Here is a 26,209-nt window from a genome sequence, read left to right on the forward strand (position 1 = left end):
GCGGCGTACGAGCCCGCGAAACCGATCCCCGCGATGACCACGGCTCCTGCGACCACGACGCCGATGAGTATCCGGTGCGTACGAGTCAGCTGCATCGCGGCCACCCGCGATCCCCTCCCCTTGTCGAGCTACGGCAGGCACAGCGTACGGGTGACTGCACAGGTGACTGAATGTCAGCCTCCTGTTAAGCCGCCCGGATCCGCCACCGCCTACTGCGCGGAGGGAGAAGCCTGCTGCTCAGGCTGCTTCTGCTGCTGGTTGGCGGTGCCGACCGAAGCCACCGCTTCCTTCGCCGCCGCGATCGCGTTCTCGAGCAGCTTGGCCTGATCCGGAGCCCCGGCACCCTCGTACGCCGCACCGTTGTAGTCGAGCGTGATCACGACGTTCTGCGTGCGCGCCACGATCGTCGTGTTGAAGAAGTCCACGTCCTTCTTCACTCCGTACACGACCGACGACGCCTGGTCGCCGATGCCGCCCGCCTGCTCGACCTTCACGTCGTGCGCGCCCTCGGCCGCCTTCGCGGTCTCGACCTGCTTGGCGAACTGCTCCTCGGCGCGCTTGTTCGCGCCGCCGAGCGAGGCGTGCGACTCGTAGCGGACCAGGGAGATCGACAGCCAGCGGTACTGCGAGCCCTTCAGGCCGTCCTCGTCCAGGCCGTTCCAGGAGCAGCTGGCGCGGGCGGTCAGGTCGTTCGACTTGGTCGCGGTGCCGTTCTTGTCCTTCGCCTCCGGGACGAGGGTCTCGACGGTCTTCGTCGCTATCGACTTGCACGGGTCGGGCAGCGTCGCGAACGCCGCCTTCTCCAGCGCGGCCGACGCCTTGCCGCTCGGCTTGGCGGACGAGGACGCGCCGGGCTTCTTGTCGCCGCCCGACCCCGAGTCCTTGCCCGAGTCGGACGAACAGCCGGCGACGGTGAGGATCACCGGGACGGCTGCGCAGGCGAGAACGCGAGTGAGGCGCGAGGCTGATCGGTGCATGGTTCCTTCAGTACGTTGTGGGGCGCGTTCTGTGGACGCGGTGCGGGCGTGGTGCAGGCGTGGTGCGGGCGCGGGACCCGAGCAACGGTAGCCCGATCCGGCGCGCGCCTGCTGTGCGCGCCGTCACGCCGAGCCCCCCGCGCCCGCTCCGCGCCGACTTCTCACTCGTTGAAACGCTCGACGAGGGCCTGCGCCAACTGCCGTGCCTTGTCCTGGGTTTCGGCGCTCGCCGGGACCGTGCCGGACAGCGCGGGCTGCACGCTGTACTCGACGGTGACGATGACGTTCGAGGTGCGGAACACAATCCGCACGGTCCGCGCCTGCGCCGCGCTGGCACCGGCCGCGCTCAGCTTGTCCTCGAGGAACGCCTCGGTCCCGAGCCCCTCGATGACACGGGAGCCGAGCTCGGGCGGCGGCGCGGAGGGGGTGCCGGCACCGGGGGACGGCGACTGCCCGGCCGGCGGGGGAGCGCTCGCGGCCGGCGGGGTGCCGGGCGCGGGGCTGGTGCTCGTGCCGGGAGTCTGCGTGGGGCCGGGGAAGGGCAGGTGCGCGTCCGTCAGCCGGCGCACGTACACCTGTCGCGCCTTGTCGTCGTCGCTCATGAGGGTCCGGTCGTACGAGACCACGCGCTCGAAGCCGACCGACAGCAGCCGGGTCTCCCCGGGCGTCTGCGCCGTCCAGCGGCAGCCGACGTGCCGGTCGCCGTCGTACGAGGTGTCCGCGCTGCCGGCGTACAACTGCGCGCGCTGCTCGTCGGTGAGGCTGTCCGCGGCCGGGAGCATGGCCTTGAGGCGCTTGCCGTCGGCGGCCCTGCACGGCGCGGGCAGGCTGCGGTACTTGCCGGCCGGCGCCGGTGCGGGGCTGCTGTCTCCCGCCTTGGAGTCGGTGTCGTCCCCGACGCCGTTGCCGCTGGTGCACCCGGTCAGGCCGGTCAGGCCGGCCACGAGTGCGGTCAGCATCGCGATGCCCGGCAGGACTCGTCGCCGTACCGCCTTGCGCTGCACGTCCACTGGCTCCCTTCGACCGGCCGGCGGCCCGGCGGTCAGGAAAATACGTTGCCGCGCTTTGGACGCGGATGAACACAATGTCTATCGCACACGCTGGTGCTGGCGCCGGTCCCCTGTCTGATTTGGGGCTAAGAGCGAGGCTTTTTGCGTATAACGAATTTTCTATGCTTCTCAGGGGATTGACGTCTTATGTCGTATGTAGAGGTACCGGGAGCGAAGGTCCCGATCCGGATGTGGACCGACCCGGCGTCGGTCGAGGCCGGCGCGATGCAGCAGTTGCACAACGTCGCCACCCTTCCGTGGATCAAGGGCCTGGCGGTCATGCCGGACGTCCACTACGGCAAGGGCGCCACGGTCGGCTCGGTGATCGCCATGAAGGACGCGGTGTGTCCGGCGGCGGTGGGGGTGGACATCGGCTGCGGCATGTCGGCGGTCAAGACGTCCCTGACGGCGAACGACCTCCCGGGGGACCTGTCCAAGCTCCGCTCGAAGATCGAGCAGGCGATCCCGGTGGGCATGGGCCTCCACAAGGAGGCAGTGGACCCGTCGCGGCTGTACGGCTTCTCGGAGGCGGGGTACGAGGACCTCTGGGCGCGCTTCGACCACCTCACTGACGCGGTCAAGTTCCGCCGGGAACGTGCCGCGAAGCAGATCGGAACGCTCGGAAGCGGCAACCACTTCATCGAGTTCTGTCTCGATGAGTCGGGTTCGGTCTGGCTGATGCTGCACTCCGGATCCCGGAACATCGGCAACGAGCTCGCCGCGCACCACATCGGCGTGGCCCGCAGCCTGGACCACAACCAGAACCTGGTCGACCGGGACCTGGCGGTGTTCCTGTCCGCGACCCCGGAGATGGAGGCGTACCGCAACGACCTCTTCTGGGCGCAGGAGTACGCCAAGTACAACCGCGCGGCGATGATGAGCCTCTTCAAGGAGGTCGTGCGCAAGGAGTTCCGCAAGGCGAAGGTCTCCTTCGACCGCGAGATCAGCTGCCACCACAACTACGTGGCGGAGGAGCGGTACGACGGCATGGACCTGCTGGTCACCCGCAAGGGCGCGATCCGCGCCGGCAGCGGTGACCACGGGATCATCCCGGGCTCCATGGGGACGGGCTCGTACATCGTGAAGGGCCTCGGCAACGAGAAGTCGTTCAACTCCGCCTCGCACGGCGCGGGCCGGAAGATGAGCCGGACGGCGGCGAAGAAGCGCTTCTCGGCGCGGGACCTGGCGGAGCAGACCAAGGGCGTGGAGTGCCGCAAGGACGCGGGCGTCGTCGACGAGATCCCCGGTGCGTACAAGTCGATCGAGCAGGTCATCGACCAGCAGACGGACCTCGTCGAGGTCGTGGCCAAGCTCAAGCAGGTCATCTGCATCAAGGGCTGAGCCCAGGGTGCAGTTGTCGGGGGAATGGAGGAGCCCGGGCCGATCGTGATCGGTCCGGGCTCCTCCGTGTCGACCGGTCAGTCGAGCAGCACGTCCACCGACAGCTCGACGCTCACCCCGAGGTAGTCGGGGAGGGGGACCGGTTGGCGGCCGCCTTCGGGCGGGAGCCGAGGCTGCTGCGGCCGCCGTACGGGGCCGTGGACGACGAGGTGCGGGCCGCGGCCAAGGCGTGCGGGGTGAAGGCGCTGGTCACGTGGACGTACGACTTCACGACCTGGAGCGGGACGCCGCCGACTCCGCAGCTCGAGGCCGGGGACATCGGGCTGCTGCACTTCACGCCGACGCCGACGCCGGCCGCGGATCTGGAGCGGGCCCTGGGTGCGGCGAAGGCCGCCGGGCTGGAGCCGGCGGCCCTCATGCCGCATCTGAGGGCGGCGGGAATCGTCTAGAGGTCGCGGTGGACCTTCGTGTTCGAGGCCTGGGCGCGGGGGCGGACCACCAGGAGGTCGATGTTGACGTGGCTGGGGCGGGTCACGGCCCAGGTGACGGTGTCGGCCACGTCGTCGGCGGTGAGGGGGGCCGCGACGCCCGCGTAGACCTTCTCGGCCTTCTCCGCGTCGCCGCGGAAGCGGGTCTTGGCGAATTCCTCGGTCTTCACCATGCCCGGGGCGATCTCGATGACGCGGACGGGCTGGCCGACGATCTCCAGGCGGAGGGTCTCGGCCAGCACGCGGGCGCCGTTCTTGGCGGCGACGTAGCCGGCGCCGCCCTCATACGTGGAGTGGCCGGCGGTGGAGGACAGGACCACGACCGTGCCGTCGCCCGAGGCGACGAGGGCGGGGAGGAGGGCCTGGGTGAGGTTGAGCGTGCCGATGACGTTGACCTCGTACATCGTGCGCCAGTCGGCGGGGTCGCCGGTGGCGACGGGCTCGGCTCCGATGGCGCCGCCGGCGTTGTTGACGAGGACGTCGCAGCGGTCGAGGGAGGCCGCGAAGGCGTCGACGGCGGGCCGGTCGGTGACGTCGAGGGCGTGGGCCGCGGCGGAGTGGCCGGCTGCCGTGAGTTCCGCGGCGAGGGCTTCGATGCGGTCCTTGCGGCGGGCCGTGAGGACGACGTGGTAGCCGGCGTCGGCGAGCTGCCGGGCGGTGGCCGCGCCGATGCCGCTGCTCGCGCCGGTGACTACGGCGGTTCGGGTGGCCGTGCTCATGTGCGGGGCTCCTCGGGCGTTCGGTCGTTCGTATGGGCGAATATCCGCCAGCATAGGCGGGGGTCAGCGCCCGCGCGGCGCGTACATGATCACCGCCATGCCGGCGAGGCAGACGAGGGCGCCGGCGATGTCCCAGCGGTCGGGGCGGTAGCCGTCGGCGGCCATGCCCCAGACGAGGGAGCCGGCGACGAAGACTCCGCCGTACGCGGCGAGGACGCGGGCGAAGTCACCCTGGGGCTGGAGGGTGGCGACGAAGCCGTAGAGGCCGAGGGCGATGACGCCGGCGCCGATCCAGGCCCAGCCCCTGTGCTCGCGGACGCCCTGCCAGACGAGCCATGCCCCGCCGATCTCGAGGAGGGCGGCGAGGGCGAACAGGGCGCCGGAGCGGGCGATCAGCATGGCCCGAAGCCTACGCAGGCGTGCCCGGACCGCCGCCCGCCGGTTGGGCGAGGGCTCGCCCTCGTTCGTGTGATGGTCCGACCGGACGGGGGCGGTGCTGGCTAGCCTCCGCGCGTGGAGGTGGTGGCGGTGCGCCGTGGTGCCGTACGGAGTGTGGTGTTGGCGGGCTTGCTGGTGCTCGGGGTGTCCGGGCTGCCCGGGGTTCCGGGGTGGTCCGGGAGCGCCGAGGCGTGGAGCGGGCCCGAGGCGGACGTGGCCTACCACGGGCGGGTGTCCCTGTCGCAGGGGCAGCTGCGGGTGTGGGTGGTGCCGCAGAACGAGGGGCCGGCGGCGCTGCCGAACGCGACGCTGCGGGTCCGGTTGTCGGCGGAGCTCGCGGACCGGCAGGAGCTGGCGGAGGGCTGCGCGCGGGCCGGGCTGCGCGAGGTGGTGTGCGAGACGGGCGCGCTGCCGCTGCACGGGCGGGGCCGGCACGTCGGGCTGCTGCTGGAGCTGAAGGAGCGGGTGCCCGAGGTGGTGGTCCGGATCGACACGTGGTGGAACGGCGGGGCGTCCGACCGGGACCTGTCCAACAACCAGCACGCGGTGCTGGCGCTGGACACGGGCGACTCCTACGCGTTCTGAGCCGGGGGCGGGGCCGCCCGGCTACGGGGTGGCCACGCCGCCGAACTCTTCCACGGCCTCGCTGACGATCCGCTCCAGGCGGGCGTGGTGGGCGCCGCGCCAGTAGACGCGCTCGCACGCCGTGCACTGGGCGAAGACGTCGTACGAACGGTGCGTGCCGCTCTCGAGGCGGTCGCCGACGCTGTCCTTGTCGGCGCTGCGCAGGGGCCCGTTGCAGGCGGTGCAGCGGGTCCAGGGAGTGAGGGCGGGGGCGAACCGGCCGAGGACGTCGCGCAGTTGCTCGTCGGGGTTGTCGCTGTAGACGTACGCGCCGGCGAAGAGCTCGCGGCGGCGCAGCAGCCCGCGGTCGCGGGAGAGCAGGACGCGCTGCTCGGCGGCGGAGCGCGTGGCGAGGGCGGGGTCGCCGATGTCCTCGTTCTCGTACGCGGCGTCCACGCCGAGCAGGCGCAGGCGGCGGGCGAGGGTGCCGAGGTGGACGTCGAGGAGGAAGCGCAGCGGCGCGCCGGGGATGTGCTGGGGTCGCTCGACGCCGAAGACCTCGACGGACTGCCCGGCGCTGGGCACGTACGAGACGGGCACCTCGTTGCCGTCGACCAGGAGCCGGCCGACCTCGGTGAGCGGTACGCCGGCCGATTCGACGACGTGGCCGAGGCTCGAGGCGCCGTCGGTGGCGGTCGGTACGCGTTCGGCCCGCCGGCTGGGCGGGGCGAACAGGCGTAGTTCGGGGGCGAGGGTGAGCTGAATGCCGGGTCCGTTCACGCTGTCAGCATGCCATCGGGGCCGCGGCGGCGCGGCCGAATTACGCGGCCGGATCACGGGGTGGCGGCGCTGCTGTCGTAGGCGGTGCGGTGGGCGTCGACCTCGTCGAAGTGGTTCTCGGCCCACTGCTTCACGGAGGTGAGGAGGCAGGCGAGGCTGCTGCCGAGTCCGGTGAGGCGGTAGTCGACGCGGACGGGGACGGTGGGGGTGACGGCGCGGGTGACGAGGCCGTCGCGTTCGAGGGAGCGCAGGGTCTGGGTGAGCATCTTCTGGCTGACGCCGGGGATCTTGCGGCCGAGGTCGCTGTAGCGCATGGAGTTGTCCTCGGCCTGGGCGAGGGCGGCGACGATGAGGCCGACCCATTTGTCGCTGATGCGGGCGAGGAGTTGGCTGGTGGGGCACTCCTTGAGGAACGCGTCGTAGGCGTAACGGGCCTCTTCGCGGCGGGCGGCGGCGGTACGGGTGGCCATCGGGTGCCCCACTTCCGGGTCGGGTACGCACCTCCAAGTGCGTACTTACGAAAGGAGAGTACCTCTCCCTAGGTTAGTGCTCAGCGGAACGCAGCAACGCGGCAACGCACCAGCGCAGCAACGAGCGCACGAAACCGGATCGGGGAGACACCATGAGCGAGAACACGCAGAACGTACGGACCATGCAGGCGGCCGTCGTGAACGCCTTCGGCGGGCCGGAGCAGGTGGAGATCGTGCGGGTGCCGATCCCGCAGCCGGAGGCCGGCCAGGTCCGGATCCGCGTGGCGGCGGCCGGGGTCAACCCGGTGGACGGCGCGGTCCGCGTCGGTGTCTTCGGCGGCGCCGGTACGCGGCTCGGGCTCGGCTGGGACGTGGCGGGCGAGATCGACGCGGTCGGCGCCGGGGTCACGGGCTGGTCGGTGGGGCAGCAGGTGGTCGGTCTGCACTACGGGCCGGTCAAGCCGCTGGGCACGCACGCGGAGTACGCGGTGCTCGACGCCTCGGCGGTGGCGGCCGCACCGGTCACCGTGGACGCCGTGGCGGCGGCCTCGCTCCCGCTGAGCGGGCTGACCGCCGCACGGGCGGTCGGGCTGCTGGGGCTGGCTCCGGGCTCCTCGGTACTGGTGACCGGGGCCGCAGGCGTGGTCGGCGGGCTCGCGGTGCAGCTCGCGGCACGGGCCGGGCTGGTGGTGACGGCCCTGGCGGGGGAGTCGGACGAGGAGTTCGTACGGTCGCTGGGCGCGACGGCGTTCGTCCCGCGGGACTCGGCTCCGGCCGAGCCGGTGGACGGGGTCGTGGACGCGGCCGTGCTGGGGGAGCCGGCGCTGGACTTCATCCGTGACGGCGGGGTCTACGTGGGCCTGCGGCCGCACGCCGGCCCGGCCGCGGAGCGGGGGATCCGGGTGGTGGAGCAGGAGGTCGCCGCGGACGGCGCGCACTTGGCGGAGCTGGTGGGTCTGGTGGACGCCGGCGCCCTGACCCTGCGGGTCGCGCAGGCGGTCCCGCTGGCGGACGCGGTGAAGGCCCACACCCGCCTGGCGGAGCCGGGCACCCGCGGCCGCCTGGTCCTGACGGCCTCCTGACGGCGCGCCGCCGGTCCTCCCGCCGGCCGCGGGGACCGGCGGGAGGACCGGGAGTCCGGGAGGGCCCGGAGGTACGGCCTAGTGGAACAGGGCGTAGCCGGTGGGGTCGCCGGGCATCTGCCAGGCGAAGCCCTGGAGGAAGAAGCAGGCGACCAGGTTGCTCGCGGCGAAGGCGAGCAGCACCGCCGAGGTGACGGGGCCCGCCCGGCGCAGCGCGGGGGAGGTGAGGCCCGCGTCGAGGGGCTGGGTCCGGGGGGTCAGGAACAGCGCGGCTGCGGCGGCGACGGCGGCGGCCAGGAAGGTGATCAGGGCCCAGGTGTAGAGGTGCAGGCCGAACAGGGCGCCGGCGTAGCCGGGGTCCGGGGGCACGATGTGCATCAGGACCTGGGTGGCGGAGACGGTGCTGCCGGCGAGTGCGGCGACGATGGCCCAGCCCCAGCCGGAGGCCCATTCCCCGGCGGTGACCGCGCCCTTGCGGGAGCGGGCGATGATCCAGGCCGGGCCCAGCGCGCTGAGCAGGAAGAACATCCGCTGGAGCAGGCACATGGGGCAGGGGTACTCCCACAGCCCGAACTGGAAGAAGTACGCGCCGGCCAGGGTGCCGCAGAGGCCGATGACGTAGGCGTGGGCGAACCAGAGGCCCAGGCGGTTCGAGGCCGAGGCGCGCCCGGGGCCCGAGACGGGCCCGGCCGAGGTGGGCCGGGGGGTCGAGGTGGTGGTCATGGGCTCTTCTCCTCAGAGGGCGATGTGGAAGGTGTGGTCGACGGCGTGGGGGAGGAAGGCGATCACGGAGGCGATCAGCGTTCCCGCCCACAGCGGCACCCGGATCCTGGCCGGGCAGTCCCTGAGCACTGCCATGACGCACAGGAAGATGAGGAGGAAGAGGAGGGTGTACATGGTGTCCCAGCTTCATCGGGGGGAACTCTTTCTGGTTCCACCCTCTGCCCGGGGGTTCCTCGCCGGTAGCGGCAGCGGCGCTATGGGCCCATAACCCCGCTTTATGGGCGGTCGGCGGCCGGCTCGGCGGCCCGCTCGGCAGCCGGTTCGGCCACCGGGTCGGCCGCCGGTTCGGCCGCCGGTTCGCCGGCCGCCCCGGCCGCCGGAACGAACGCCCCCGTGAACAGCCCGCGCAGGGTGAGGGACGCGGCGGTCGCCCAGGCCGCCAGGAGGCATGCGTACAGGAAGGCGGCGAGCCAGCGGTACACGTCGAGGCCCGTGTGCTGGGCCAGCCCCTCCGCCCCGGTGACGCAGGTGCCCACCGGGAAGGTCAGGGCCCACCAGGTCAGCGAGAAGCGCATGCCGAGGCGCCGGGCCCGGACGAGCATCGCGCAGGCGAACGCGAACCAGAGCAGCGCGAACCCCATCACCGGCACCCCGTAGATCACGGCGAGCATCCGGAAGCCCTCGGCGTACGGGGGCTGCACCACCCCCGGGGCGGCGTCGGCGAATTTGCCGGCGGCGGTCACCGACTGCCCCAGCGGGCCGAGGACGAGGAAGAGCGTCGGCGTCAGGGCGAGCGGCAGCCGCGGACCGGTCACCATCCGCCCGAAGACGATGGGGAGCAGCACCAGCGTGGCCACCATGCTCAGTCCGAACAGGGTGTAGCAGCCGAGCAGCAGGGCGCGCTGCCACTGGCCGGGGGGCAGGTGCGGGACCAGCAGCGGGCCGAGGGCGGCGGCGACCATCGGGGCGACGACGGGGAGCAGCCAGACGGGTGAGGCGCTGCCGGGGCGGAGCCGGTGGCCCTCGACCATCAGGTACGGGATGGCGACGGCGGCGAGCAGTCCGATGGCCGTCCCGGCGACGAACAGGACCCAGTCGGTGACCACGGCGGCGTGGAGGCCGATCACGTCCTTGCCGACGAGCAGCGTGCCGCCGCCGACGGCGAGCAGGGCCATGGACAGGCAGCCGTAGAAGGGGGCGACGGCCGGGTCGAGCAGATGGGCCCGGGCCTGGTCGGCGTGGCGGGCCCAGTGGAAGGCGCGGCTGGTGAGCAGGAGGGCCAGCATGACCGCGGACAGGGCCCAGAAGACGAGGCTGAACGTGTGCAGTCCGCGGACGTGCACGGGCAGGGCGACGCCCGCGTTGGCGACGATGGCGGTCCCCATCACGGCGGCGTACCAGTTGGGGCCGAGGTGCCGGATCAGGCTGGGGGCGGCGGTGGGCGGTGGGGGTGGCGCGGCCATGTGCCCACCGTGACCCGGGGCGGTGACCTCCGCAAACAGTGGGCGCAAGCGGTCTACGGTGGCCCGTCCGCCGCCGCGGTGGAACACTCGGGGGAGAGCGGCGACGAGCCGCCGGGAGTGTCGCATGGGTACCTCGACTGCGCCGGTCCGGCTGGACGACTCCGCGTACCACGAGCTGGCGCGTTCCTTCCGGGGGAGCCTGGTGCGGGCCGGGGACGCCCCGTACGAGGAGCGCAGGCGGATCTGGAACGGTTCGATCGACCGGCATCCCGCCCTGATCGCGCCCTGCACCGGTTCGGCCGATGTGGTGGCGGCGCTGAAGTGGGCGGTGGAGACGGGTGCGCCGGTCGCGGTGCGCAGCGGAGGGCACAGCTTCCCCGGGCATTCGGTCTGCGACGGCGGCGTGGTGATCGACCTGTCGGGGATGAAGGAGGTCCGGGTGGACCCCGAGGCCCGTACGGTCCGGGTCCAGGCGGGGGTGCTGCTCGGGGAGCTCGACGCGGCGACGCAGCCGTTCGGGCTTGCGGTGCCGTCGGGGATCGTGACGCACACGGGGGTCGCGGGGCTCACCCTGGGCGGCGGGATCGGCTGGCTGAGCCGCAAGTACGGGCTGAGCGTGGACCAGCTGCTGTCGGTGGACCTGGTCACGGCGGGCGGGGACCGGATCACGGCGAGTGCCTCGCACGAGCCGGAGCTGTTCTGGGGGATGCGCGGGGCGGGCGGCAATTTCGGGATCGTCACGGAGTTCACGTTCCGGCTGAACCCGGTCGGCCCGACCGTGCTCGCCGGGCCGGTGATGTGGCCGGTGGAGGATGCGGTGCAGGTGCTGGGCCGCTACCGGGAGTGGATCGCGCAGGTGCCCGACGAGCTGACGACGATCGTGGTCCACCGCAGGGTCCCGCCGCTCGCGGCGATCCCGCCGGAGCTGCACGGCAGGCGCGTGGTGATGGTGATCGGCTGCTGGGTGGGGGAGGTGGAGGCCGGTGAGGAAGTGATGAGGCCGATGCGGGAGTTCGGGCGGCCGCTGCTCGACCTGTGCCGGCCCAAGCCGTACCTGGCGCACCAGGCGATGTTCGACCCGTCGTTCCCGCACGGCTGGTGGTACTACTTCCGGGGCTGCGGCCTCGACCGGCTCGCCGACGGGGTCGTGGAGACGATGGCCGAGTACGCGGCGCGGATCGCCTCGCCGCAGAGCGGGTTCCCGCTGTTCCAGCTGGGCGGTGCGGTGGCCCGGGTCGGCGAGGACGACACGGCGGCCGGCGGGCGCGGGCTGGGCCACATGCTCAACATCAACGGGATCCGGGAGAGCGCGGAGGGCTTCGCCGAGGAGTGCCGGTGGGTCCGGGAGTTCTGGTCCGCGCTGGAGCCGTACCACGCGGGCGTGTACGTGAACTTCCTGATGGACGAGGGCGAGCAGCGGATCCGCCAGGCCTACGGTGCGCGGGAGCGGAAGCTGGACCGGCTGCGGGCGCTGAAGGCCGAGTGGGACCCGGGGAACGTGTTCCGGCTCAACCAGAACATCCCGCCGGCGGCCCGGGCCGCCGCCGCCTAGCCGGAGCGCTCCGGCGCGGCTACGGGCACTCGTGCGGCGCCATGGCCAGGCTGGGTGGGGAGAGCAGGGGCCACCACCGAGCCGGAGGCACAGATGAACCAGGCCGTACCGTTCACGACCGCCGAGACCAGTGCACTGCACGACGCGCTGCGCGAGACCGTCGCCGACGGCGCGACCCCGGGCGGGGTCGTCGTCTGCGGTACGGCGGCCGGGGAGCGCACCGTCCGGTCGGCCGGTGTCGTCTCCCCGTTCACGGGTCCGGGCACTCCCGACGCGAGCACCGTCTACGACGTCGCGTCGCTGACGAAGGTCACCGCCACCTGGCCGCTCGTGGGCCGTGCCGTCGATGCGGGTCTGCTCGACCTCGACAGCCCGGTACGGGAGTTCCTGCCGGTCATGGACGGGACGATGCCCAGCGCGCAGGCCACCGTGCGCCAGCTGCTCTCGCACACCTCCGGCCTGCGGGCCGCCACCCGGTTCGACCTCTACGACCTGACCGAGCGGCCCCTGCACGAGCTGATCTGCCGTGAGCTCATGGAGAACATGCCGGGCACCCACCGCTACATCAACCGCGGCTACATCCTCCTCGGCCTCGCGCTCGCCCACGTCCACCGGCAGCCGCTGGACGAGCTCGCCGCCGTCCTGTGGGCCGAGCTGGGCATGGCGGACACCGCGTACGGGCCGGTCGAGCAGTCGCCCCGGGTCGCGCCGACCGAGCGGCACGACGGCCACGACCGGCTCTGGGGTGCCGTCCACGACGAGAACGCGGCCGTCATGGGCGGCGTCGCCGGCCACGCCGGGGTCTTCGCACCGGCCGCCGACCTCGCCACGTACGCCGAGCACCTGCTCGCCGGAGACGCGAGCCCGCTGGGCCGGTGGCTGCGGTCAAGCCTCGTCCCGCAGGCCGAGATCGAGCCCGGCCTGCAGCGCGGCCTGGGCTGGATCCTCGCCGCGGGAGGCACGGTGGCCTACCACCACGGTTTCACCGGTACGAGCCTCCACCTCGCGCCCGCCACCGGCCGGTACGTGGTGATCGCCACCAACGCCGTCCACAACGGCGCCGCCTCGCGCATCCGTATCGCCCCGCTGCGCGAGCACGCCCTCAAGACCCTCGCGACCGGCTGACCGCGGAAGGCGACGCCGGAACGGCTCGGGTCGGTCGGGCCCGGGTCACTTGACGGACGACGGATCGCACGTCGATCGCACGGACTTGACCTGGGGCGACACCCGTCCGGCCGGACGGCAGACATCCCAAGGCAGCCTGGCGCAGGATGTGTCCCGGCGCTTTTTCGAGGAGTTGGAATTGATGGAGAAGGTGGCGTGCGTTCATTGCGGCCAGGATTGGGTTCGATGCTACAAGCGTAAGGATTCTGGTCAGATCTTCTTCATGTGTCCGGAGTGTGAATCCCTATGGCCAAAGGAGGAGGATTTGCGCGACGAGACGGATATGTACCTGAGTGAATTTCTTCTCACGGGAGACTCCGTGAAGGACTGGGAAGCGATCGTTCCTTGTGACGAACCCGTAGCCCTTGGTGACGGGGATTAGCTTGACCCGTCTTCTTGCCCGGTAGCCCTGGCCAGATGCGTTCCGGCTCCTCTTCGTGGACGAGGAGGCGGGCGTACCTACACGCACCTGCTGTCCGAGAGCGAGGCGCGGACGCGGACGGCGATCGGCGCGGCCTTCGCGGACGACGGCGCCGAGGCGCGAGGCGCAGCCGGGGCACATTCCTCAGCCGTGTGGCTTCAATGTGCCCTGGCCGCTTGAGGGGCGAGTGTGGAGCGAGGTCGGGCAGCCCCTGCAGAGGGCCGGACAAGCTGGACGAAAGACCGGGTCAGGGCCAGACCAGGCAGTACGGCTGGTGGCCCGCCTCGTGCAGGCGGTGGCTGAAGTCCTGCCACTCGTGGAGCAGCTGGTAGACGTTGAAGGCGTCGCGCGGGCCGCCGCGGTCCGGGACCGTGGACCAGATGAACGCCGCGGCGCCGACCGACTCCTCGCCGATGCCGCGCAGCGGGTCGACCACCGTCATCGGGAGCTTGACCACCGCGTAGTCGGGGTGGAGGACGACCAGCTCCAGCGGGGGCACCTTGTGCAGGGGTATGCCCTCGATGCCGGTCAGGACCATCGCGGCCACCGTCTCCGGCTTGATCTTGGTGAACAGGCCGCCCATGCCGAGCTCGTCGCCGCCGAGCTCCTCCGGCCGCATCGTGACCGGGACCCGGGCGGCCGTCGCGCCGTCGGGCGCGCCGAAGTACTTGTACGTCACGCCCATGCCGCGGCCCTTGGGCAGGCCGTCCGGGTCCTCGAGGGGCCCGGGTACCGGATCGGCCGCGTCCGCTGCCCGGCGCCGGTGCTTGCCCCGTCGGCGGGCTTCGCGCGCCTCGCGGGCGCGCTGCGGGTCGAGGCCGTCCGTACCCTCGCCCGGTCCACCACCGCGTTGCATATCTCCACCCGACTGGTCTTGCCTGCCCCGGCCCCGCGGCCCCCGCCACGCAGCCTGATCATCATGGCAGTGACCTCCCCAGGGGCGGCGCGGTGAAACGCCCGTCCGCAAGTCAGTCGCGGCCTGATGAGACCATGGCTGGTGTGAGCTACCCGTACCCGTATGAAGCCAAAGTCTCGCAGACTCTCTTTGACCGCGCGTCCCTCGTGACGCCTGGCGGCGTGAACTCTCCCGTGCGCGCCTTCCGCGCCGTGGGTGGAACGCCCAGGTTCATGGTGTCCGGTACCGGTCCGTACCTGACCGATGCCGACGGCCGCGAGTACGTCGATCTGGTCTGCTCGTGGGGACCGATGATTCTCGGCCACGCCCACCCGGCCGTGGTGGAGGCCATCCAGGCCGCCGTCGCCCGCGGCACCTCGTTCGGCACGCCCGGTGAGGGCGAGGTCGCGCTCGCCGAGGAGATCGTGGAGCGCATCGAGCCCGTCGAGCAGGTGCGCCTGGTGTCCTCGGGCACCGAGGCGACCATGTCGGCGATCCGGCTGGCGCGCGGCTTCACGGGCCGGGCCAAGGTCGTGAAGTTCGCCGGCTGCTACCACGGTCACGTGGACGCGCTGCTGGCCGCTGCCGGTTCCGGTTTGGCAACGTTCGCGCTGCCGGACACCCCCGGGGTGACGGGCGCGCAGGCCGGCGACACGATCGTGCTGCCGTACAACGATCTGGATTCGGTACGGGCGGCGTTCGCCGCGCACCCCGGCGAGATCGCCTGCGTGATCACCGAGGCGGCGCCCGGCAACATGGGCGTCGTGACCCCGGCCGAGGGGTTCAACCAGGGGCTCGCCGACCTGTGCCGCGAGAACGGCGCGCTGTACATCTCCGACGAGGTCATGACCGGTTTCCGCACCTCGCGCGCCGGCTGGTACGGCGTCGACGGGGTCAAGCCCGACCTGATGACCTTCGGCAAGGTCATGGGCGGCGGCTTCCCGGCCGCGGCGTTCGGCGGCCGCGCCGACGTGATGGGGTACCTGGCCCCGGCGGGCCCGGTCTACCAGGCGGGCACGCTCTCCGGTAACCCGGTCGCCACCGCCGCCGGCCTCGCGCAGCTGCGGCTGCTCGACGGGGCCGCGTACGAGAAGGTCGACGCGGTGTCGGCGCAGATCCAGGGCCTGGTCACGGACGCGCTCGCCAAGGAGGGCGTGGCGCACCGGCTGCAGACCGCGTCCAACATGTTCTCCGTCTTCTTCACCGAGGACGAGGTGAAGAACTACGACGACGCCAAGAAGCAGGAGTCCTTCCGCTTCAACGGTTTCTTCCACTCGATGCTGTCGCAGGGCGTGTACCTGCCGCCGTCGGCCTTCGAGTCGTGGTTCGTCTCCACCGCCCACGACGAGCAGGCGGTCGAGCGCATCGCGGCGGCGCTGCCCGCCGCAGCCCGCGCCGCCGCGCAGGCCACCCCGGAGGGGACCGCATGAGCAGCAGCGAGATCACCGTCGTCCACCTGATGCGGCACGGCGAGGTGCACAACCCGGACGGGGTGCTCTACGGGCGCCGTTCCGGCTACCACCTCTCCGAGCTGGGCCGGGAGATGGCCGAGCGCGTCGCCGAGCACCTGCAGAACCGTGACATCACGTACGTGGTCTCCTCCCCGCTGGAGCGGGCGCAGGAGACGGCGGCGCCGGTCGCCAAGGGGCACGGCCTGGACGTGGCGACGGACGCGCGGCTGCTGGAGGCGGAGAACGTCTTCGAGGGCAAGACCTTCGGTGTCGGGGACGGCGCGCTGCGCAAGCCCGCCAACTGGAAGCACCTGACGAACCCGTTCAAGCCGTCCTGGGGCGAGCCGTACGTGGAGCAGGTCGTCCGGATGACGAGCGCCATCGAGGCGGCGCGCGATGCGGCCCGCGGCCACGAGGCGGTGGCGGTCAGCCACCAGCTGCCGATCTGGATCGTGCGCAGCTTCGCGGAGAAGCGCCGGCTGTGGCACGACCCGCGGCGCCGGCAGTGCACGCTGGCCTCGCTCACGTCGTTCACGTACCAGGGCGACCGGCTGGTGTCGGTGGGCTACAGCGAGCCGGCCCGGGACCTGGTCCCGGCGCATCTGCTCGCGGGGGCGAAGCCGGTGAAGGGCAAGTCGAAGGCTTTCGGCGCCTAAAAGTTCATACAAGTCCTGTCGGATCGCCGCGCCGAGCCTCGACTTCATTGAAAAGTCCGTTTATGTGACTATTCATGAGCGAAGCGAAGCGCGACTTCACCCGAAGGGGACTCCTCGGGCTCGGCGCAGCCGCGGTGGCGGCCGGGGTCGTCGGCTGCGGCGCCGACGGCCGCCCGGCCCGTCCCGGCGGCTCCGGCCCGTCCGGGTCCGCGGCCGCGGTCCGGCCGATCGGTGACGGCTCCACCGCCGACTCCGGGCCGCAGCCCCACCAGCCGGACAAGCCCGTGCCGCTCCAGCCGGGCGAGACCCCGCCGCAGTTCGTGGTGTTCAGCTGGGACGGCGCGGGGGAGATCGGCAACGGGCTCTTCCCGCGCTTCCTCAAGCTCGCCAGGGACCACGGCGCGGCCATGACGTTCTTCCTCTCGGGCATCTACCTCCTGCCCGAGTCGAAGAAGGACCTCTACAAGCCGCCGAACAATCCGGCCGGGGCCTCCGACATCGGCTACCTCAAGGACGAGAACGTCCGCAACACCCTGAAGTGCGTCCGCGAGGCGTGGCTCGACGGCCACGAGGTCGGGACCCACTTCAACGGCCACTTCTGCGCCGGCCCCGGCTCCGTGGCCCACTGGACCCCGGACGACTGGCAGAGCGAGATCGACCAGGCCGTGGCCTTCGTCACCAACTGGCGCACCAACACCGGCTTCACCGACCTCGAGCCCCTGCCCTTCGACTACCGCAAGGAGCTGGTCGGCGGCCGGACCCCCTGTCTCCTCGGCCGGGACGGCCTGCTGCCGGTCGCGCAGAAGCTCGGCTGGCGCTACGACGCCTCCTCGCCCGGCGGCCTCCAGGTGTGGCCGGGCAGGAAGTCGGGCATCTGGGACCTGCCGCTGCAGTCCATGCCGTTCCCCGGGCACTCCTTCGAGGTGCTGTCGATGGACTACAACATCCTCGCCAACCAGTCGAAGAACACCACCCGGGGCATGCCCTCCAACTACCCGGCCTGGCGCACCCAGGCCACCGGCACCTACCTCGGGGGCTTCCGGCGCGCATACGAGACGAACCGTGCGCCGCTCTTCATCGGCAACCACTTCGAGGAATGGAACGGCGGCATCTACATGGACGCCGTCGAGGAAGCCCTCAAGGGCATGTCGGACAAAAAGGACGTACGGCTGGTCTCCTTCCGGCAGTTCGCCGACTGGCTCGACGTCCAGGACCCCAAGCTGCTCGCCCGGCTCCAGGAGCTGGCCCCGGGGCAGTCGCCGGCCGGCGGCTGGGGCGCGTACCTCTCCGCCGCCTGACCGGCCGACCGGCTGACCAGCGGCTCAGCCCGCCTCCGGGGGGCGGGAAAGATCCGCAAATCGCTCATGCGAAACTTTTCACATGAGAATTGGCCGTGCTCTCCTGCTCACCGCGGTGACCCTCGCGAGCGCCGTGACCCTGTCGGCGTGCAGCGACGGCGGCGGCAAGCCGAACGGTTCCGCCGGCGGCAACTACGTGACCGGCGCCGCCGGCATCTCCACCGTCGCCAAGGGCTCGCGCACCGAGGCGCCCAAGCTCGACGGCGAGACCGTCGACGGCAAGACCCTCGACGTCACCAGCCTCAAGGGCAAGGTCGTCGTCCTCAACGTGTGGGGCTCCTGGTGCCCGCCGTGCCGCAACGAGGCCAAGTACTTCGCGAGCGTCTCCAAGGAGCTCGCCGACGGCGGCAAGGACGTCGCCTTCGTCGGCATCAACACCCGCGACAACAGCAAGCAGAACGCCGTCGCGTTCGAGGAGAACTTCGGGATCACCTACCCGAGCCTGTACGACCCGGACGGGAAGCTGATGCTCCGCTTCCCCGCGGGCACGTTGAACCCGCAGGCCATCCCCTCCACGATCGTCCTCGACAAGGAGGGCAAGATCGCCGCCCGCACCCTCGTCGCGATCAACGACGAGCAGCTGCGCTCCATGATCGACCCCGTTCTCGCGGAGCAGTGACCTCGTGGTCCCCGAGCTCCTCACCCTGGCCGCCGAGCCGACCGGCCTGAACACGACGGTCCTCGACGGCGCCCTGATGCTGGCACTGCCCATCTCGGTCCTCGCCGGCCTCGTCTCGTTCTTCTCGCCCTGCGTGCTCCCGCTGGTCCCCGGCTACCTCTCGTACGTCACCGGCATCAGCGGGGCCGACCTCGCCGAGGCCCGGCGCGGCCGGATGCTGGCCGGCGCGAGCCTGTTCATCGTCGGCTTCACGGCCGTGTTCGTCTCCACCGGCGCGCTCTTCGGGTACTTCGGCGGGACGCTCCAGGCGAACCGGGAGATCATCTCCCGGGTGCTGGGCGGTCTGGTGATCGTCCTCGGCTTCTTCTTCATGGGGCTGATCCCGGGTCTGACGATGCGGGAGTTCCGCTTCCACAGGAAGCCGACCGCGGGCCTGATCGGCGCGCCGCTGCTCGGCGTGCTCTTCGGCGTCGGCTGGACCCCCTGCATGGGCCCGACCCTCGCCGCGGTCAGCACGCTCTCCCTCGACCAGGCCAGCGCCGGCCGCGGCGCGCTGCTGACCGTCGCCTACTGTCTGGGCCTGGGGCTGCCCTTCATCCTCGCCGCGCTCGCCTTCCGCAAGGCGCTCGGTGCTTTCGGCTGGGTGAAGCAGCACTATGCATGGGTGATGCGGATCGGCGGCGGCATGCTCGTCCTGACCGGCCTGCTGCTCGTCACGGGTCTGTGGGCCGGCATCGTCGACGACATGCGCATTTGGACCCAAGGCTTCACGGTGGGGATCTGAGGACTACACGGACATGAGTACGACAGACAAGGCGTCCACCGAGGCGCCGAACCCGTCCGAGGACGCCCCGGACGCAAGCGAAACGGCCGCGGCCGCGCAGTTGTCCACCGCCCCCGCGGAGGACACCGGCGGTCCCGTCGGCATCGGCGTGATCGGCTGGATCCGCTGGTTCTGGCGGCAGCTCACCTCCATGCGGGTGGCGCTGATCCTCCTCTTCCTGCTCTCCCTGGGCTCCATCCCCGGCTCGCTCGTCCCGCAGAACCAGGTCGACGCGATGAAGGTGGCCCAGTGGAAGAAGGACCACTCCTTCTGGGTCCCGGTCGCCGAGAAGCTCCAGCTCTTCGACGTCTACAGCTCGGTGTGGTTCTCCGCGATCTACCTGCTGCTGTTCATCTCGCTGATCGGCTGCATCGTGCCGCGCAGCTGGCAGTTCGTCGGCCAGCTCACCGGCCGCCCGCCCGGCGCCCCCAGGCGGCTGGACCGGCTGCCCGCGTACGCGACGTGGCGTACGGAGAAGTCCCCCGACGAGGTGCTCGCACACGCGAAGTCGGTCCTCGGCGGGCGCCGTTTCCGCACCGAGGCCGGCGCGGCCTCCGTCGCCGCCGAGAAGGGCTACCTCCGCGAGGCCGGGAACCTGGTCTTCCACATCGCCCTGATCGTGATGCTGGTCGCCTTCGCCTGGGGGCAGCTGTTCAAGTCCGAGGGCGGCAAGCTCGTGCTGCGCGGCAAGGGCTTCGCGAACACGCTCACCCAGTACGACGACTTCAAGTACGGCAGCTTCTTCAGCCCCGACGACCTGGCGCCCTTCTCCTTCACGCTCGACAGGTTCGACGCCACGTACGAGGAGAGCGGCCCGCAGAAGGGCACGGCGCGCGACTTCAAGGCGTACGTCACCTTCAGCGACGGCGCGGACGGCGCACCGCAGAAGCGCGAGATCCAGGTCAACAAGCCCTTGGAGGTCGACGGGTCCAAGGTCTACCTGCTCGGCCACGGCTACGCGCCGATCGTCTCGGTGACCGACCCGACCGGCAAGGTGGTCTTCAAGGACGCCGTGCCGATGCTGCCCTTCGACGCGAACCTCAGCTCCTCCGGCGCGGTGAAGGTCCCGGACGGCTACAGCGACAAGGACGGCAAGAAGGAGCAGCTCGGCTTCAACGCCATGTTCGTGCCGACCTTCGCCGGTGAGGGCAAGGGCACGATGCTCTCCCAGTTCCCGGACCTGAAGTTCCCGGTCCTCGCGCTGAGCGCCTACCACGGCAGCCTGGGCGTGGACGCGGGCCTGCCGCAGAACGTGTACCAGCTGAACACCTCCAAGATGCAGGAGTTCAAGGACGCCGACGGGCAGCTGTTCAAGAAGCGGCTGCTGCCCGGCGAGGCGATGGAGCTGCCGAACGGCGCGGGCACCGTGAAGTTCGAGGGCGTCGAGCGCTGGGCCACCTTCTCGATCACCCGGCAGCCCGGCAGCGGCCTCGCCCTCTCGGGCGCGATCGCCGCGATCGGCGGCCTGGCCGCGTCGCTGTTCATCCAGCGCCGCCGGGTCTGGGTGCGCGCGGTGACCGGCAAGGACGGCGTGACCGTCGTCGAGATGGCGGGTCTCGGCCGCAGCGAGTCGGCCAAGCTCCCCGAGGAGCTGGGGCAGCTCGCCGCCGCCCTCCACCAGCAGGCGCCCACGGCGCCCGACCAACCTGTCAAGGACACTGTCGAAGGGGAGCGCGGATGACGCCGCTCGCAGCCGAAGTCAACGAGAATTTGGCGCAGATCAGCAACTACCTGGTCTATTCGTCGATGGCGGTCTACACGCTCGCCTTCTTCGCCCACATCGCCGAGTGGACCTTCGGCAGCCGCAGCAAGGTCGGCCGTACGGCCGCGGCGCTGACCGGCACCAAGACCGCCGGGGCCGGGGCCTCCGGCGGCCCCGCCGTCCAGGTGCGCGGCAAGGGGGGCACGGCCGTCCTCGACAAGCCGAAGGTGATCACCCGCTCCGCCGCCGGCAGCCGAGACGTCCCGGACGGCCCCGGCGCGGCCGGCGGCACCGAGAACGGCGATCTGTACGGCCGGATCGCGGTGTCGCTGACCGCGCTCGGCTTCCTCATCGAGGCGGCCGGCGTGGTCGCCCGCGCGATGTCCGTGCAGCGGGCCCCCTGGGGCAACATGTACGAGTTCTCGGTGACCTTCTCCACCGTCGCCGTCGGCGCCTACCTGCTGCTCCTGGCGCTGAAGAAGAACGTCCGCTGGCTCGGCCTGATCCTGGTCACCACCGTCCTGCTGGACCTCGGCATCGCCACCACCTGGCTCTACACCGACAGCGACCAGCTGGTTCCGGCCCTGCACTCGTACTGGCTGTGGATCCACGTCTCCACCGCGATCTTCTGCGGCGCGGTCTTCTACATCGGTGCGGCCGGCGCGGTGCTCTACCTCTTCCGCGACTCGTACGAGGCCAAGCTGGCGGGCGGCGGCAAGCCGGGCCGCTTCGCCACCTCGGTGCTGGAGCGGCTGCCCTCGGCCGCCTCGCTCGACAAGTTCTCGTACCGGATCAACGCGGCCGTGTTCCCGCTGTGGACGTTCACCATCGTCGCGGGCGCCATCTGGGCGGGCGACGCCTGGGGCCGCTACTGGGGCTGGGACCCCAAGGAGGTCTGGTCCTTCGTGACCTGGGTGGCGTACGCCTGCTACCTGCACGCCCGCGCCACCGCCGGCTGGAAGGGCCGCAAGGCCGCGTACCTCGCGCTCTTCGCCTTCGCCTGCTGGATCTGGAACTACTACGGCGTGAACATCCTGCTCAGCGGCAAGCACTCGTACGCAGGCGTCTGACCCGCGGGAGTGGCACGCTGGTGGCATGGCACCTGTGAGTCATGCCACCAGTGAGAGCCGCGGCGGGAACCGCTGGCTGCTGCGCTTCGAGGTCCACGTGCCGAGCGCGTACGAGACCGTGTGGCCCGCCCTGACCACGCCGGACGGGCTGCGCGGCTGGCTGGCCGCGGCGGACGTCCTGGAACGCCGGCTCGGCGGGCTCGTCACGCTGCACTGGCTGAACGGCGGGACGACGGTCTCCGGGCACGTCACGGCCTGGGACGTCGAGCGGGTCGTGGAGTACACGGTGAGCGAGCACGGCCGGATCCGCTTCCACCTGGAGGCGGTGGGGACGGACTCGACCGTGATCCGCTTCCTGAACGAGCGGGCCGGCTCGGACGAGGACCGCCTCGACTGCCTGGCCGGCTGGCACCACCACTTCGAGCTGCTGGAATCCGCTCTGCAAGGCCATCCGGCGGACTGGTCCCGGTGGACCGACGCCCGCTGGGCGGAGCTGCGCTCGTCCTACGCGTCCTTCTCCAGGACGTAGGCGCTGCGCGCGCCCGGATCGCCGAAGAAGAAGTACAGCTCGAGGGTCTGCCGGTGGTCGCGGCGCAGCTCGAAGGTCCACCTGTACCGTGCGGGCGCGGCCTGCCGGTCCGGTGCGCCGCCCCTGGCCCCGGCGGAGGCGGGGGCCGGCAGGTGGAGGCGGACGTGCTGGCCGTAGTTCCAGCCGGCGGGCTCGCGGCCGATCAGCTTCCAGGTGCCGGCGCCGGAGAGCCGCCAGCCGTGGTCGTAGTCCCGCTCCTGCCCGTCGAGGAGGGTGACGGTGGCGCTCCCGTCGGCCCGGAAGACGACCTCGGTGCCCCCGACGCAGCGCCAGGTGCCGACGATCTCGTCGGTGCGCGCGTCGTAGACGGCCGGGGCGGCGCGGTGGGTGTGCGGATTGCCGCCGGCCATGGTGAGCAGGGCGGCGACGGCGACCCCGTACGCGAGCAGATTGCGCAGGATCGTGTCGACGACCCGCGGCCCTCCGCAGTTCTCCGGCATCCGCCCATTGTTGCAGCCGCCTTGAACGTGTTCAATTGTGCGCTGCGCCACACGCGGGCGGCGCGGCCCTCAGTCCTTGTCCGTGTCCCGGTCCCCGTCCCGCTCCTTGTTCTTGTCGCGCTCCTCGCCGAGCGACCGCAGGAACTCCGGGTTGTCGTCGGGCGCGACCCACTGCGTCCGGCGCGCCCGGCCGCCGCCGACCACGGAGCGCTGCCTGCCGGCGAACAGCCACACCACCGGCCCGACGATCGAGAAGAGCAGGATGATGATCACCCAGACCACCTTGGGGAGGTGCTTGACCTCCTCCTCGGGGGTGTTCAGGCAGTCGATGAAGGCGTAGATGGTCAGCGCGATGATCAGCAGGAACGGCAGGTAGCGCAGCACGGTGTGGGACCGACTCCCCAGCAGTGACGGGGGACCCGCCTCGGGCCCCGGTGACACTCCCAGGCTAGCCGGTGACGGATACTGGCCCCTATGGCTTACGACGATCTCCGCTCGCTGCTCCGGGCTCTGGAGCGAGAGGGCGACCTCAAGCGCATCAAGGCCGAAGTCGACCCGTACCTCGAGGTCGGGGAGATCGTCGACAGAGTGAACAAGGCGGGAGGTCCCGCCCTCCTCTTCGAGAACGTCAAGGGTTCGGCGATGCCGCTGGCCATGAACGTCTTCGGGACCGACCGGCGCCTGCTGAAGGCCCTCGGCCTCAAGTCGTACGGCGAGATCAGCGAGAAGATCGGCGGCCTGCTCAAGCCGGAACTCCCGCAGGGCTTCATCGGGGTCCGCGAGGCGTTCGGCAAGCTCGGCTCGATGGTGCACGTGCCGCCGAAGAAGGTGAAGGGCGATTCCGCCCCCGTCCAGGAGGTCGTCCTCACCGGCGACGACGTCGACCTGGACCAGCTCCCGGCGCTCTTCACCTGGCCCAAGGACGGCGGGTCCTTCTTCAACCTCGGCCTCACGCACACCAAGCACCCCGAGACGGGCGTGCGCAACCTCGGCCTCTACCGCCTCCAGCGCCACGACAAGCGCACCATCGGCATGCACTGGCAGATCCACAAGGACAGCCGCAACCACTACGCGGTCGCCGCCAAGCGCGGCGAGCGCCTCCCGGTCGCGATCGCCTTCGGCTGCCCGCCGGCCGTGACGTACGCGTCGACCGCACCGCTGCCCGGCGACATCGACGAGTACCTCTTCGCCGGGTTCGTCGCGGGCAAGCGGATCGAGATGGTCGACTGCAAGACCGTCCCGCTCCAGGTCCCGGCCAACGCCGAAGTCGTCATCGAGGGCTGGCTGGAGCCGGGCGAGATGCTGCCGGAGGGTCCCTTCGGCGACCACACCGGCTTCTACACCCCGCAGGAGCCGTTCCCGGCGCTGAAGATCGACTGCGTGACGATGCGCAAGCGCCCGCTGCTCCAGTCGATCGTGGTCGGCCGCCCGCCGACGGAGGACGGCCCGCTCGGCCGCGCCACGGAGCGCTTCTTCCTCCCGCTCCTGAAGATCATCGTGCCGGACATCGTGGACTACCACCTGCCCGAGTCGGGCGGCTTCCACAACTGCGCGATCGTCTCGATCGACAAGAAGTACCCGAAGCACGCCCAGAAGGTCATGCACGCCATCTGGGGCGCGCACATGATGTCGCTGACCAAGCTGATCATCGTCGTGGACGCCGACTGCGACGTCCACGACCTGCACGAGGTGTCCTGGCGGGCGCTCGGCAACACGGACTACTCCCGCGACCTCACGGTCGTGGAGGGCCCCGTCGACCACCTCGACCACGCCTCGTACCAGCAGTTCTGGGGCGGCAAGGCGGGCATCGACGCCACGAAGAAGCTCCCCGAGGAGGGCTACACCCGCGACGGCGGCTGGCCCGACATGGTGGAGTCCGACCCGGCGACGGCGGCCCTGGTGGACCGCCGCTGGAAGGAGTACGGCCTGTGAGCCCCATCGTGGTCGGAGGTCCCGAGCTCTTCCTCGGCACCGGCGGCGTCTACGTGGCCCTGCTGCGCCCGGAGATCGACCCGGCGGACCCCGGCGTGCGGCAGGCCGCCGAGCAGGCGGGCGTCTCGCCCGAGGAGTTCGCCGGACCCGGCGACGTCTGGGCGCTGATGTACGAGGACGGCACCGGCTACGGCGAGTTCGAGCTCCCCGGCGCCCGGGACGTCGAGGCGGACGGCTTCGCGGAGCAGCTCCAGGCCGCCTTGGCAGCGGGCGAGCCGTTCACGGTCGAGGCCGGGGACTTCCTGCGCATCGACGCCGGCCCGGCGGCCGACGCCTGGCGGCTGACCGTGCACGTCAGCCCGCCCGAGGACAGCGACGACGCCCCGCACACCCTCGACCTGGGCCCGCTCCCCGCCGCGGAGCTGCTCGCGGACCTCGAAGACTTCCGGAGAGCCCTCGCATGATGACGACCGCCGACGGGGTGATCGGGCCGGGCCCGGCGCCGCAGCCGACCGGCAAGGTGAAGGCGTTCCTCCGGCTCGTGATGATCGAGCACTCGGTCTTCGCGCTGCCGTTCGCGTACATCGCGGCGCTGACGGCCATGTTCCGGCTCGACCGGACCATGCACTGGGCCGAACTGCTGCTCGTCACCGTCTGCATGGTGGGTCTGCGGACCTTCGCGATGGCCGCGAACCGGATCATCGACCGGGAGATCGACGCGCGCAATCCGCGCACTGCCGGGCGCGAGCTCGTCACGGGTGCCGTCTCCGTGCGGTCGGCCTGGACCGGGGCCGGGATCGCGCTGGCCGTGTTCCTCGGCTCGGCGGCGCTGCTGAACCCGCTCTGCCTGGCGCTGGCGCCGGTCGCGGTGATCCCGATGGTGGTGTACCCGTACGGCAAGCGGTTCACGAACTTCCCGCACGCCATCCTGGGCCTGGCCCAGGCGATGGGGCCGGTCGGGGCGTGGCTGGCGATCACCGGCGAGTGGTCCTGGGACGCCGTGATCCTGGGCCTGGCGGTGGGCGTCTGGATCGGCGGCTTCGACCTGATCTTCGCCTGCCAGGACGTGGCCGCGGACCGCGCGGACGGCGTCAAGTCCGTCCCGGCGCGGTTCGGTGTCCCGGCGGCCCTGTGGGGCGCGCGGGGCGCGCACGCGGTGACGACGGCCCTGCTGGCCTGGTACGCCGTGGCGACGGACGCCGGCCCCTTCTTCTGGTTCGGCCTGGTGATCGTCGTCGGGGCCTTCCTCTACGAGCACACGATCGTGAAGCCGCACGACCTGTCCCGCCTGAACCGCGCCTTCTTCACGGTGAACGGCTTCATCGGGATGGCCCTCTTCGTCTGCGCCCTGGCGGACCTGGTGGCCCGGGGGCTCACGCTGTAACCCGATGGTGTGGCCGCCACAGGAACTCGTCGTTCGGAGTCCGCCCCCGTGAGTAGCGT

General features: G+C 71.4%; 30 protein-coding genes. 18 read left to right on the forward strand and 12 right to left on the reverse strand.

Annotated elements, in window-relative coordinates:
- Positions 1–209 precede the first annotated feature (209 nt).
- Both ACFYXK_RS32755 and ACFYXK_RS32760 read right to left on the reverse strand, forming a co-directional pair.
- Entirely contained in the window at positions 210–977 is a 768-nt protein-coding gene (locus tag ACFYXK_RS32755) for a DUF3558 domain-containing protein (protein WP_389414456.1), read from the reverse strand.
- 161 nt (positions 978–1,138) lie between these two features.
- Entirely contained in the window at positions 1,139–1,981 is an 843-nt protein-coding gene (locus tag ACFYXK_RS32760) for a DUF3558 domain-containing protein (protein ID WP_389414457.1), read from the reverse strand.
- A 192-nt stretch (positions 1,982–2,173) separates the two neighbouring features.
- Between ACFYXK_RS32760 and ACFYXK_RS32765 the strand changes: the two genes are divergently transcribed.
- Both ACFYXK_RS32765 and ACFYXK_RS32770 read left to right on the forward strand, forming a co-directional pair.
- Entirely contained in the window at positions 2,174–3,367 is a 1,194-nt protein-coding gene (locus tag ACFYXK_RS32765; RefSeq protein ID WP_389414458.1) for an RtcB family protein, read from the forward strand.
- A 143-nt stretch (positions 3,368–3,510) separates the two neighbouring features.
- Entirely contained in the window at positions 3,511–3,816 is a 306-nt protein-coding gene (locus tag ACFYXK_RS32770; RefSeq protein WP_389414459.1) for a polysaccharide deacetylase family protein, read from the forward strand.
- On the opposite strand, the gene ACFYXK_RS32775 is transcribed toward ACFYXK_RS32770, so the two are convergent.
- Positions 3,813–4,574, reverse strand: a complete 762-nt coding sequence (locus ACFYXK_RS32775; RefSeq protein ID WP_389414460.1) for an SDR family NAD(P)-dependent oxidoreductase — start codon at positions 4,572–4,574, stop codon at positions 3,813–3,815. The genes ACFYXK_RS32770 and ACFYXK_RS32775 overlap by 4 nt on opposite strands.
- A 63-nt stretch (positions 4,575–4,637) precedes the next feature.
- Positions 4,638–4,973 carry a YnfA family protein gene (locus tag ACFYXK_RS32780; protein WP_389414461.1) on the reverse strand — a complete coding sequence of 112 codons (336 nt, stop codon included), beginning with the start codon at positions 4,971–4,973 and terminating at the stop codon, positions 4,638–4,640.
- A 114-nt stretch (positions 4,974–5,087) separates the two neighbouring features.
- On the opposite strand from ACFYXK_RS32780, the gene ACFYXK_RS32785 reads away from it, so the two are divergent.
- Positions 5,088–5,597, forward strand: coding sequence for a hypothetical protein (locus ACFYXK_RS32785; protein ID WP_389414462.1), 510 nt, complete (start codon positions 5,088–5,090; stop codon positions 5,595–5,597).
- Between the two features lie 21 nt (positions 5,598–5,618).
- Here the strand turns inward: ACFYXK_RS32785 and ACFYXK_RS32790 are convergent, their stop codons facing one another.
- Positions 5,619–6,356: a Mut7-C RNAse domain-containing protein gene (locus tag ACFYXK_RS32790; protein ID WP_389414463.1), complete on the reverse strand. Its 738-nt coding sequence runs from the start codon at positions 6,354–6,356 to the stop codon at positions 5,619–5,621.
- A gap of 53 nt (positions 6,357–6,409) precedes the next feature.
- The gene (locus ACFYXK_RS32795; RefSeq protein WP_389414464.1) at positions 6,410–6,826 is read right to left on the reverse strand and encodes a winged helix-turn-helix transcriptional regulator; all 417 of its coding nucleotides are present in this window, start codon (positions 6,824–6,826) and stop codon (positions 6,410–6,412) included.
- A 182-nt stretch (positions 6,827–7,008) separates the two neighbouring features.
- Between ACFYXK_RS32795 and ACFYXK_RS32800 the strand changes: the two genes are divergently transcribed.
- Complete coding sequence (locus tag ACFYXK_RS32800; RefSeq protein WP_389414506.1) at positions 7,009–7,908, forward strand: NADP-dependent oxidoreductase; 900 nt, start codon at positions 7,009–7,011, stop codon at positions 7,906–7,908.
- Positions 7,909–7,986: 78 nt separating this feature from the next.
- On the opposite strand, the gene ACFYXK_RS32805 is transcribed toward ACFYXK_RS32800, so the two are convergent.
- From ACFYXK_RS32805 to ACFYXK_RS32815, 3 genes are all read right to left on the reverse strand, one after another.
- On the reverse strand, positions 7,987–8,631 hold the full coding sequence (locus ACFYXK_RS32805; RefSeq protein WP_389414465.1) for a disulfide bond formation protein B: 645 nt from the start codon (positions 8,629–8,631) through the stop codon (positions 7,987–7,989).
- A 12-nt stretch (positions 8,632–8,643) separates the two neighbouring features.
- Positions 8,644–8,805, reverse strand: a complete 162-nt coding sequence (locus ACFYXK_RS32810) for a hypothetical protein (protein ID WP_389414466.1) — start codon at positions 8,803–8,805, stop codon at positions 8,644–8,646.
- Positions 8,806–8,906: 101 nt separating this feature from the next.
- Positions 8,907–10,094, reverse strand: coding sequence for a TDT family transporter (locus tag ACFYXK_RS32815; protein WP_389414467.1), 1,188 nt, complete (start codon positions 10,092–10,094; stop codon positions 8,907–8,909).
- A 124-nt stretch (positions 10,095–10,218) separates the two neighbouring features.
- Between ACFYXK_RS32815 and ACFYXK_RS32820 the strand changes: the two genes are divergently transcribed.
- From ACFYXK_RS32820 to ACFYXK_RS32830, 3 genes are all read left to right on the forward strand, one after another.
- Positions 10,219–11,646, forward strand: coding sequence for an FAD-binding oxidoreductase (locus ACFYXK_RS32820; protein ID WP_389414468.1), 1,428 nt, complete (start codon positions 10,219–10,221; stop codon positions 11,644–11,646).
- Between the two features lie 93 nt (positions 11,647–11,739).
- Positions 11,740–12,771: a serine hydrolase domain-containing protein gene (locus ACFYXK_RS32825; protein ID WP_389414469.1), complete on the forward strand. Its 1,032-nt coding sequence runs from the start codon at positions 11,740–11,742 to the stop codon at positions 12,769–12,771.
- A gap of 85 nt (positions 12,772–12,856) precedes the next feature.
- Positions 12,857–13,192, forward strand: a complete 336-nt coding sequence (locus ACFYXK_RS32830) for a hypothetical protein (protein ID WP_389414470.1) — start codon at positions 12,857–12,859, stop codon at positions 13,190–13,192.
- 286 nt (positions 13,193–13,478) lie between these two features.
- Here ACFYXK_RS32830 and ACFYXK_RS32835 read toward each other — a convergent pair whose 3' ends face one another.
- On the reverse strand, positions 13,479–13,916 hold the full coding sequence (locus ACFYXK_RS32835) for a hypothetical protein (RefSeq protein WP_030161262.1): 438 nt from the start codon (positions 13,914–13,916) through the stop codon (positions 13,479–13,481).
- 305 nt (positions 13,917–14,221) lie between these two features.
- On the opposite strand from ACFYXK_RS32835, the gene hemL reads away from it, so the two are divergent.
- The 8 genes from hemL (at position 14,222) to ACFYXK_RS32875 (ending at position 22,334) form a co-directional block, all read left to right on the forward strand.
- Positions 14,222–15,556, forward strand: coding sequence for a glutamate-1-semialdehyde 2,1-aminomutase (gene hemL, locus ACFYXK_RS32840; RefSeq protein WP_389414471.1), 1,335 nt, complete (start codon positions 14,222–14,224; stop codon positions 15,554–15,556).
- Entirely contained in the window at positions 15,553–16,233 is a 681-nt protein-coding gene (locus tag ACFYXK_RS32845; RefSeq protein ID WP_383514457.1) for a histidine phosphatase family protein, read from the forward strand. Before hemL ends, ACFYXK_RS32845 begins: the two co-directional genes overlap by 4 nt.
- A gap of 74 nt (positions 16,234–16,307) precedes the next feature.
- Positions 16,308–17,531, forward strand: coding sequence for a hypothetical protein (locus tag ACFYXK_RS32850; RefSeq protein WP_389414472.1), 1,224 nt, complete (start codon positions 16,308–16,310; stop codon positions 17,529–17,531).
- Between the two features lie 82 nt (positions 17,532–17,613).
- Positions 17,614–18,210, forward strand: coding sequence for a TlpA family protein disulfide reductase (locus ACFYXK_RS32855; protein ID WP_389414473.1), 597 nt, complete (start codon positions 17,614–17,616; stop codon positions 18,208–18,210).
- A gap of 76 nt (positions 18,211–18,286) precedes the next feature.
- Positions 18,287–18,994, forward strand: coding sequence for a cytochrome c biogenesis CcdA family protein (locus ACFYXK_RS32860; protein WP_389414507.1), 708 nt, complete (start codon positions 18,287–18,289; stop codon positions 18,992–18,994).
- Positions 18,995–19,007: 13 nt separating this feature from the next.
- The gene (locus ACFYXK_RS32865; protein ID WP_389414474.1) at positions 19,008–20,714 is read left to right on the forward strand and encodes a cytochrome c biogenesis protein ResB; all 1,707 of its coding nucleotides are present in this window, start codon (positions 19,008–19,010) and stop codon (positions 20,712–20,714) included.
- Complete coding sequence (gene ccsB / locus ACFYXK_RS32870; protein ID WP_389414475.1) at positions 20,711–21,805, forward strand: c-type cytochrome biogenesis protein CcsB; 1,095 nt, start codon at positions 20,711–20,713, stop codon at positions 21,803–21,805. Before ACFYXK_RS32865 ends, ccsB begins: the two co-directional genes overlap by 4 nt.
- Positions 21,806–21,830: 25 nt before the next feature.
- Positions 21,831–22,334: an SRPBCC domain-containing protein gene (locus tag ACFYXK_RS32875; RefSeq protein WP_389414476.1), complete on the forward strand. Its 504-nt coding sequence runs from the start codon at positions 21,831–21,833 to the stop codon at positions 22,332–22,334.
- Here the strand turns inward: ACFYXK_RS32875 and ACFYXK_RS32880 are convergent.
- Positions 22,310–22,834 (reverse strand): hypothetical protein, encoded by a 525-nt coding sequence (locus tag ACFYXK_RS32880; protein WP_389414477.1) that lies wholly within the window; start codon positions 22,832–22,834, stop codon positions 22,310–22,312. The genes ACFYXK_RS32875 and ACFYXK_RS32880 overlap by 25 nt on opposite strands.
- A 69-nt stretch (positions 22,835–22,903) precedes the next feature.
- Positions 22,904–23,218, reverse strand: a complete 315-nt coding sequence (locus ACFYXK_RS32885; protein WP_389414478.1) for a PLD nuclease N-terminal domain-containing protein — start codon at positions 23,216–23,218, stop codon at positions 22,904–22,906.
- Between the two features lie 90 nt (positions 23,219–23,308).
- Here ACFYXK_RS32885 and ACFYXK_RS32890 point away from each other — a divergent pair, with 90 nt between their 5' ends.
- From ACFYXK_RS32890 to mqnP, 3 genes are read left to right on the forward strand one after another with little or no spacing between them, the layout of a single operon-like run.
- Entirely contained in the window at positions 23,309–24,766 is a 1,458-nt protein-coding gene (locus ACFYXK_RS32890) for a menaquinone biosynthesis decarboxylase (RefSeq protein ID WP_053789440.1), read from the forward strand.
- Entirely contained in the window at positions 24,763–25,230 is a 468-nt protein-coding gene (locus ACFYXK_RS32895) for a hypothetical protein (protein ID WP_389414479.1), read from the forward strand. Before ACFYXK_RS32890 ends, ACFYXK_RS32895 begins: the two co-directional genes overlap by 4 nt.
- The gene (mqnP, locus tag ACFYXK_RS32900) at positions 25,227–26,150 is read left to right on the forward strand and encodes a menaquinone biosynthesis prenyltransferase MqnP (RefSeq protein WP_107093646.1); all 924 of its coding nucleotides are present in this window, start codon (positions 25,227–25,229) and stop codon (positions 26,148–26,150) included. The genes ACFYXK_RS32895 and mqnP overlap by 4 nt, the downstream gene beginning before the upstream one ends.
- The last annotated feature ends 59 nt before the right edge of the window (positions 26,151–26,209 follow it).

Origin of the sequence: Streptomyces sp. NPDC002209 (genome assembly GCF_042890265.1) — a bacterium.
Taxonomy (GTDB): Bacteria; Actinomycetota; Actinomycetes; order Streptomycetales; family Streptomycetaceae; genus Streptomyces.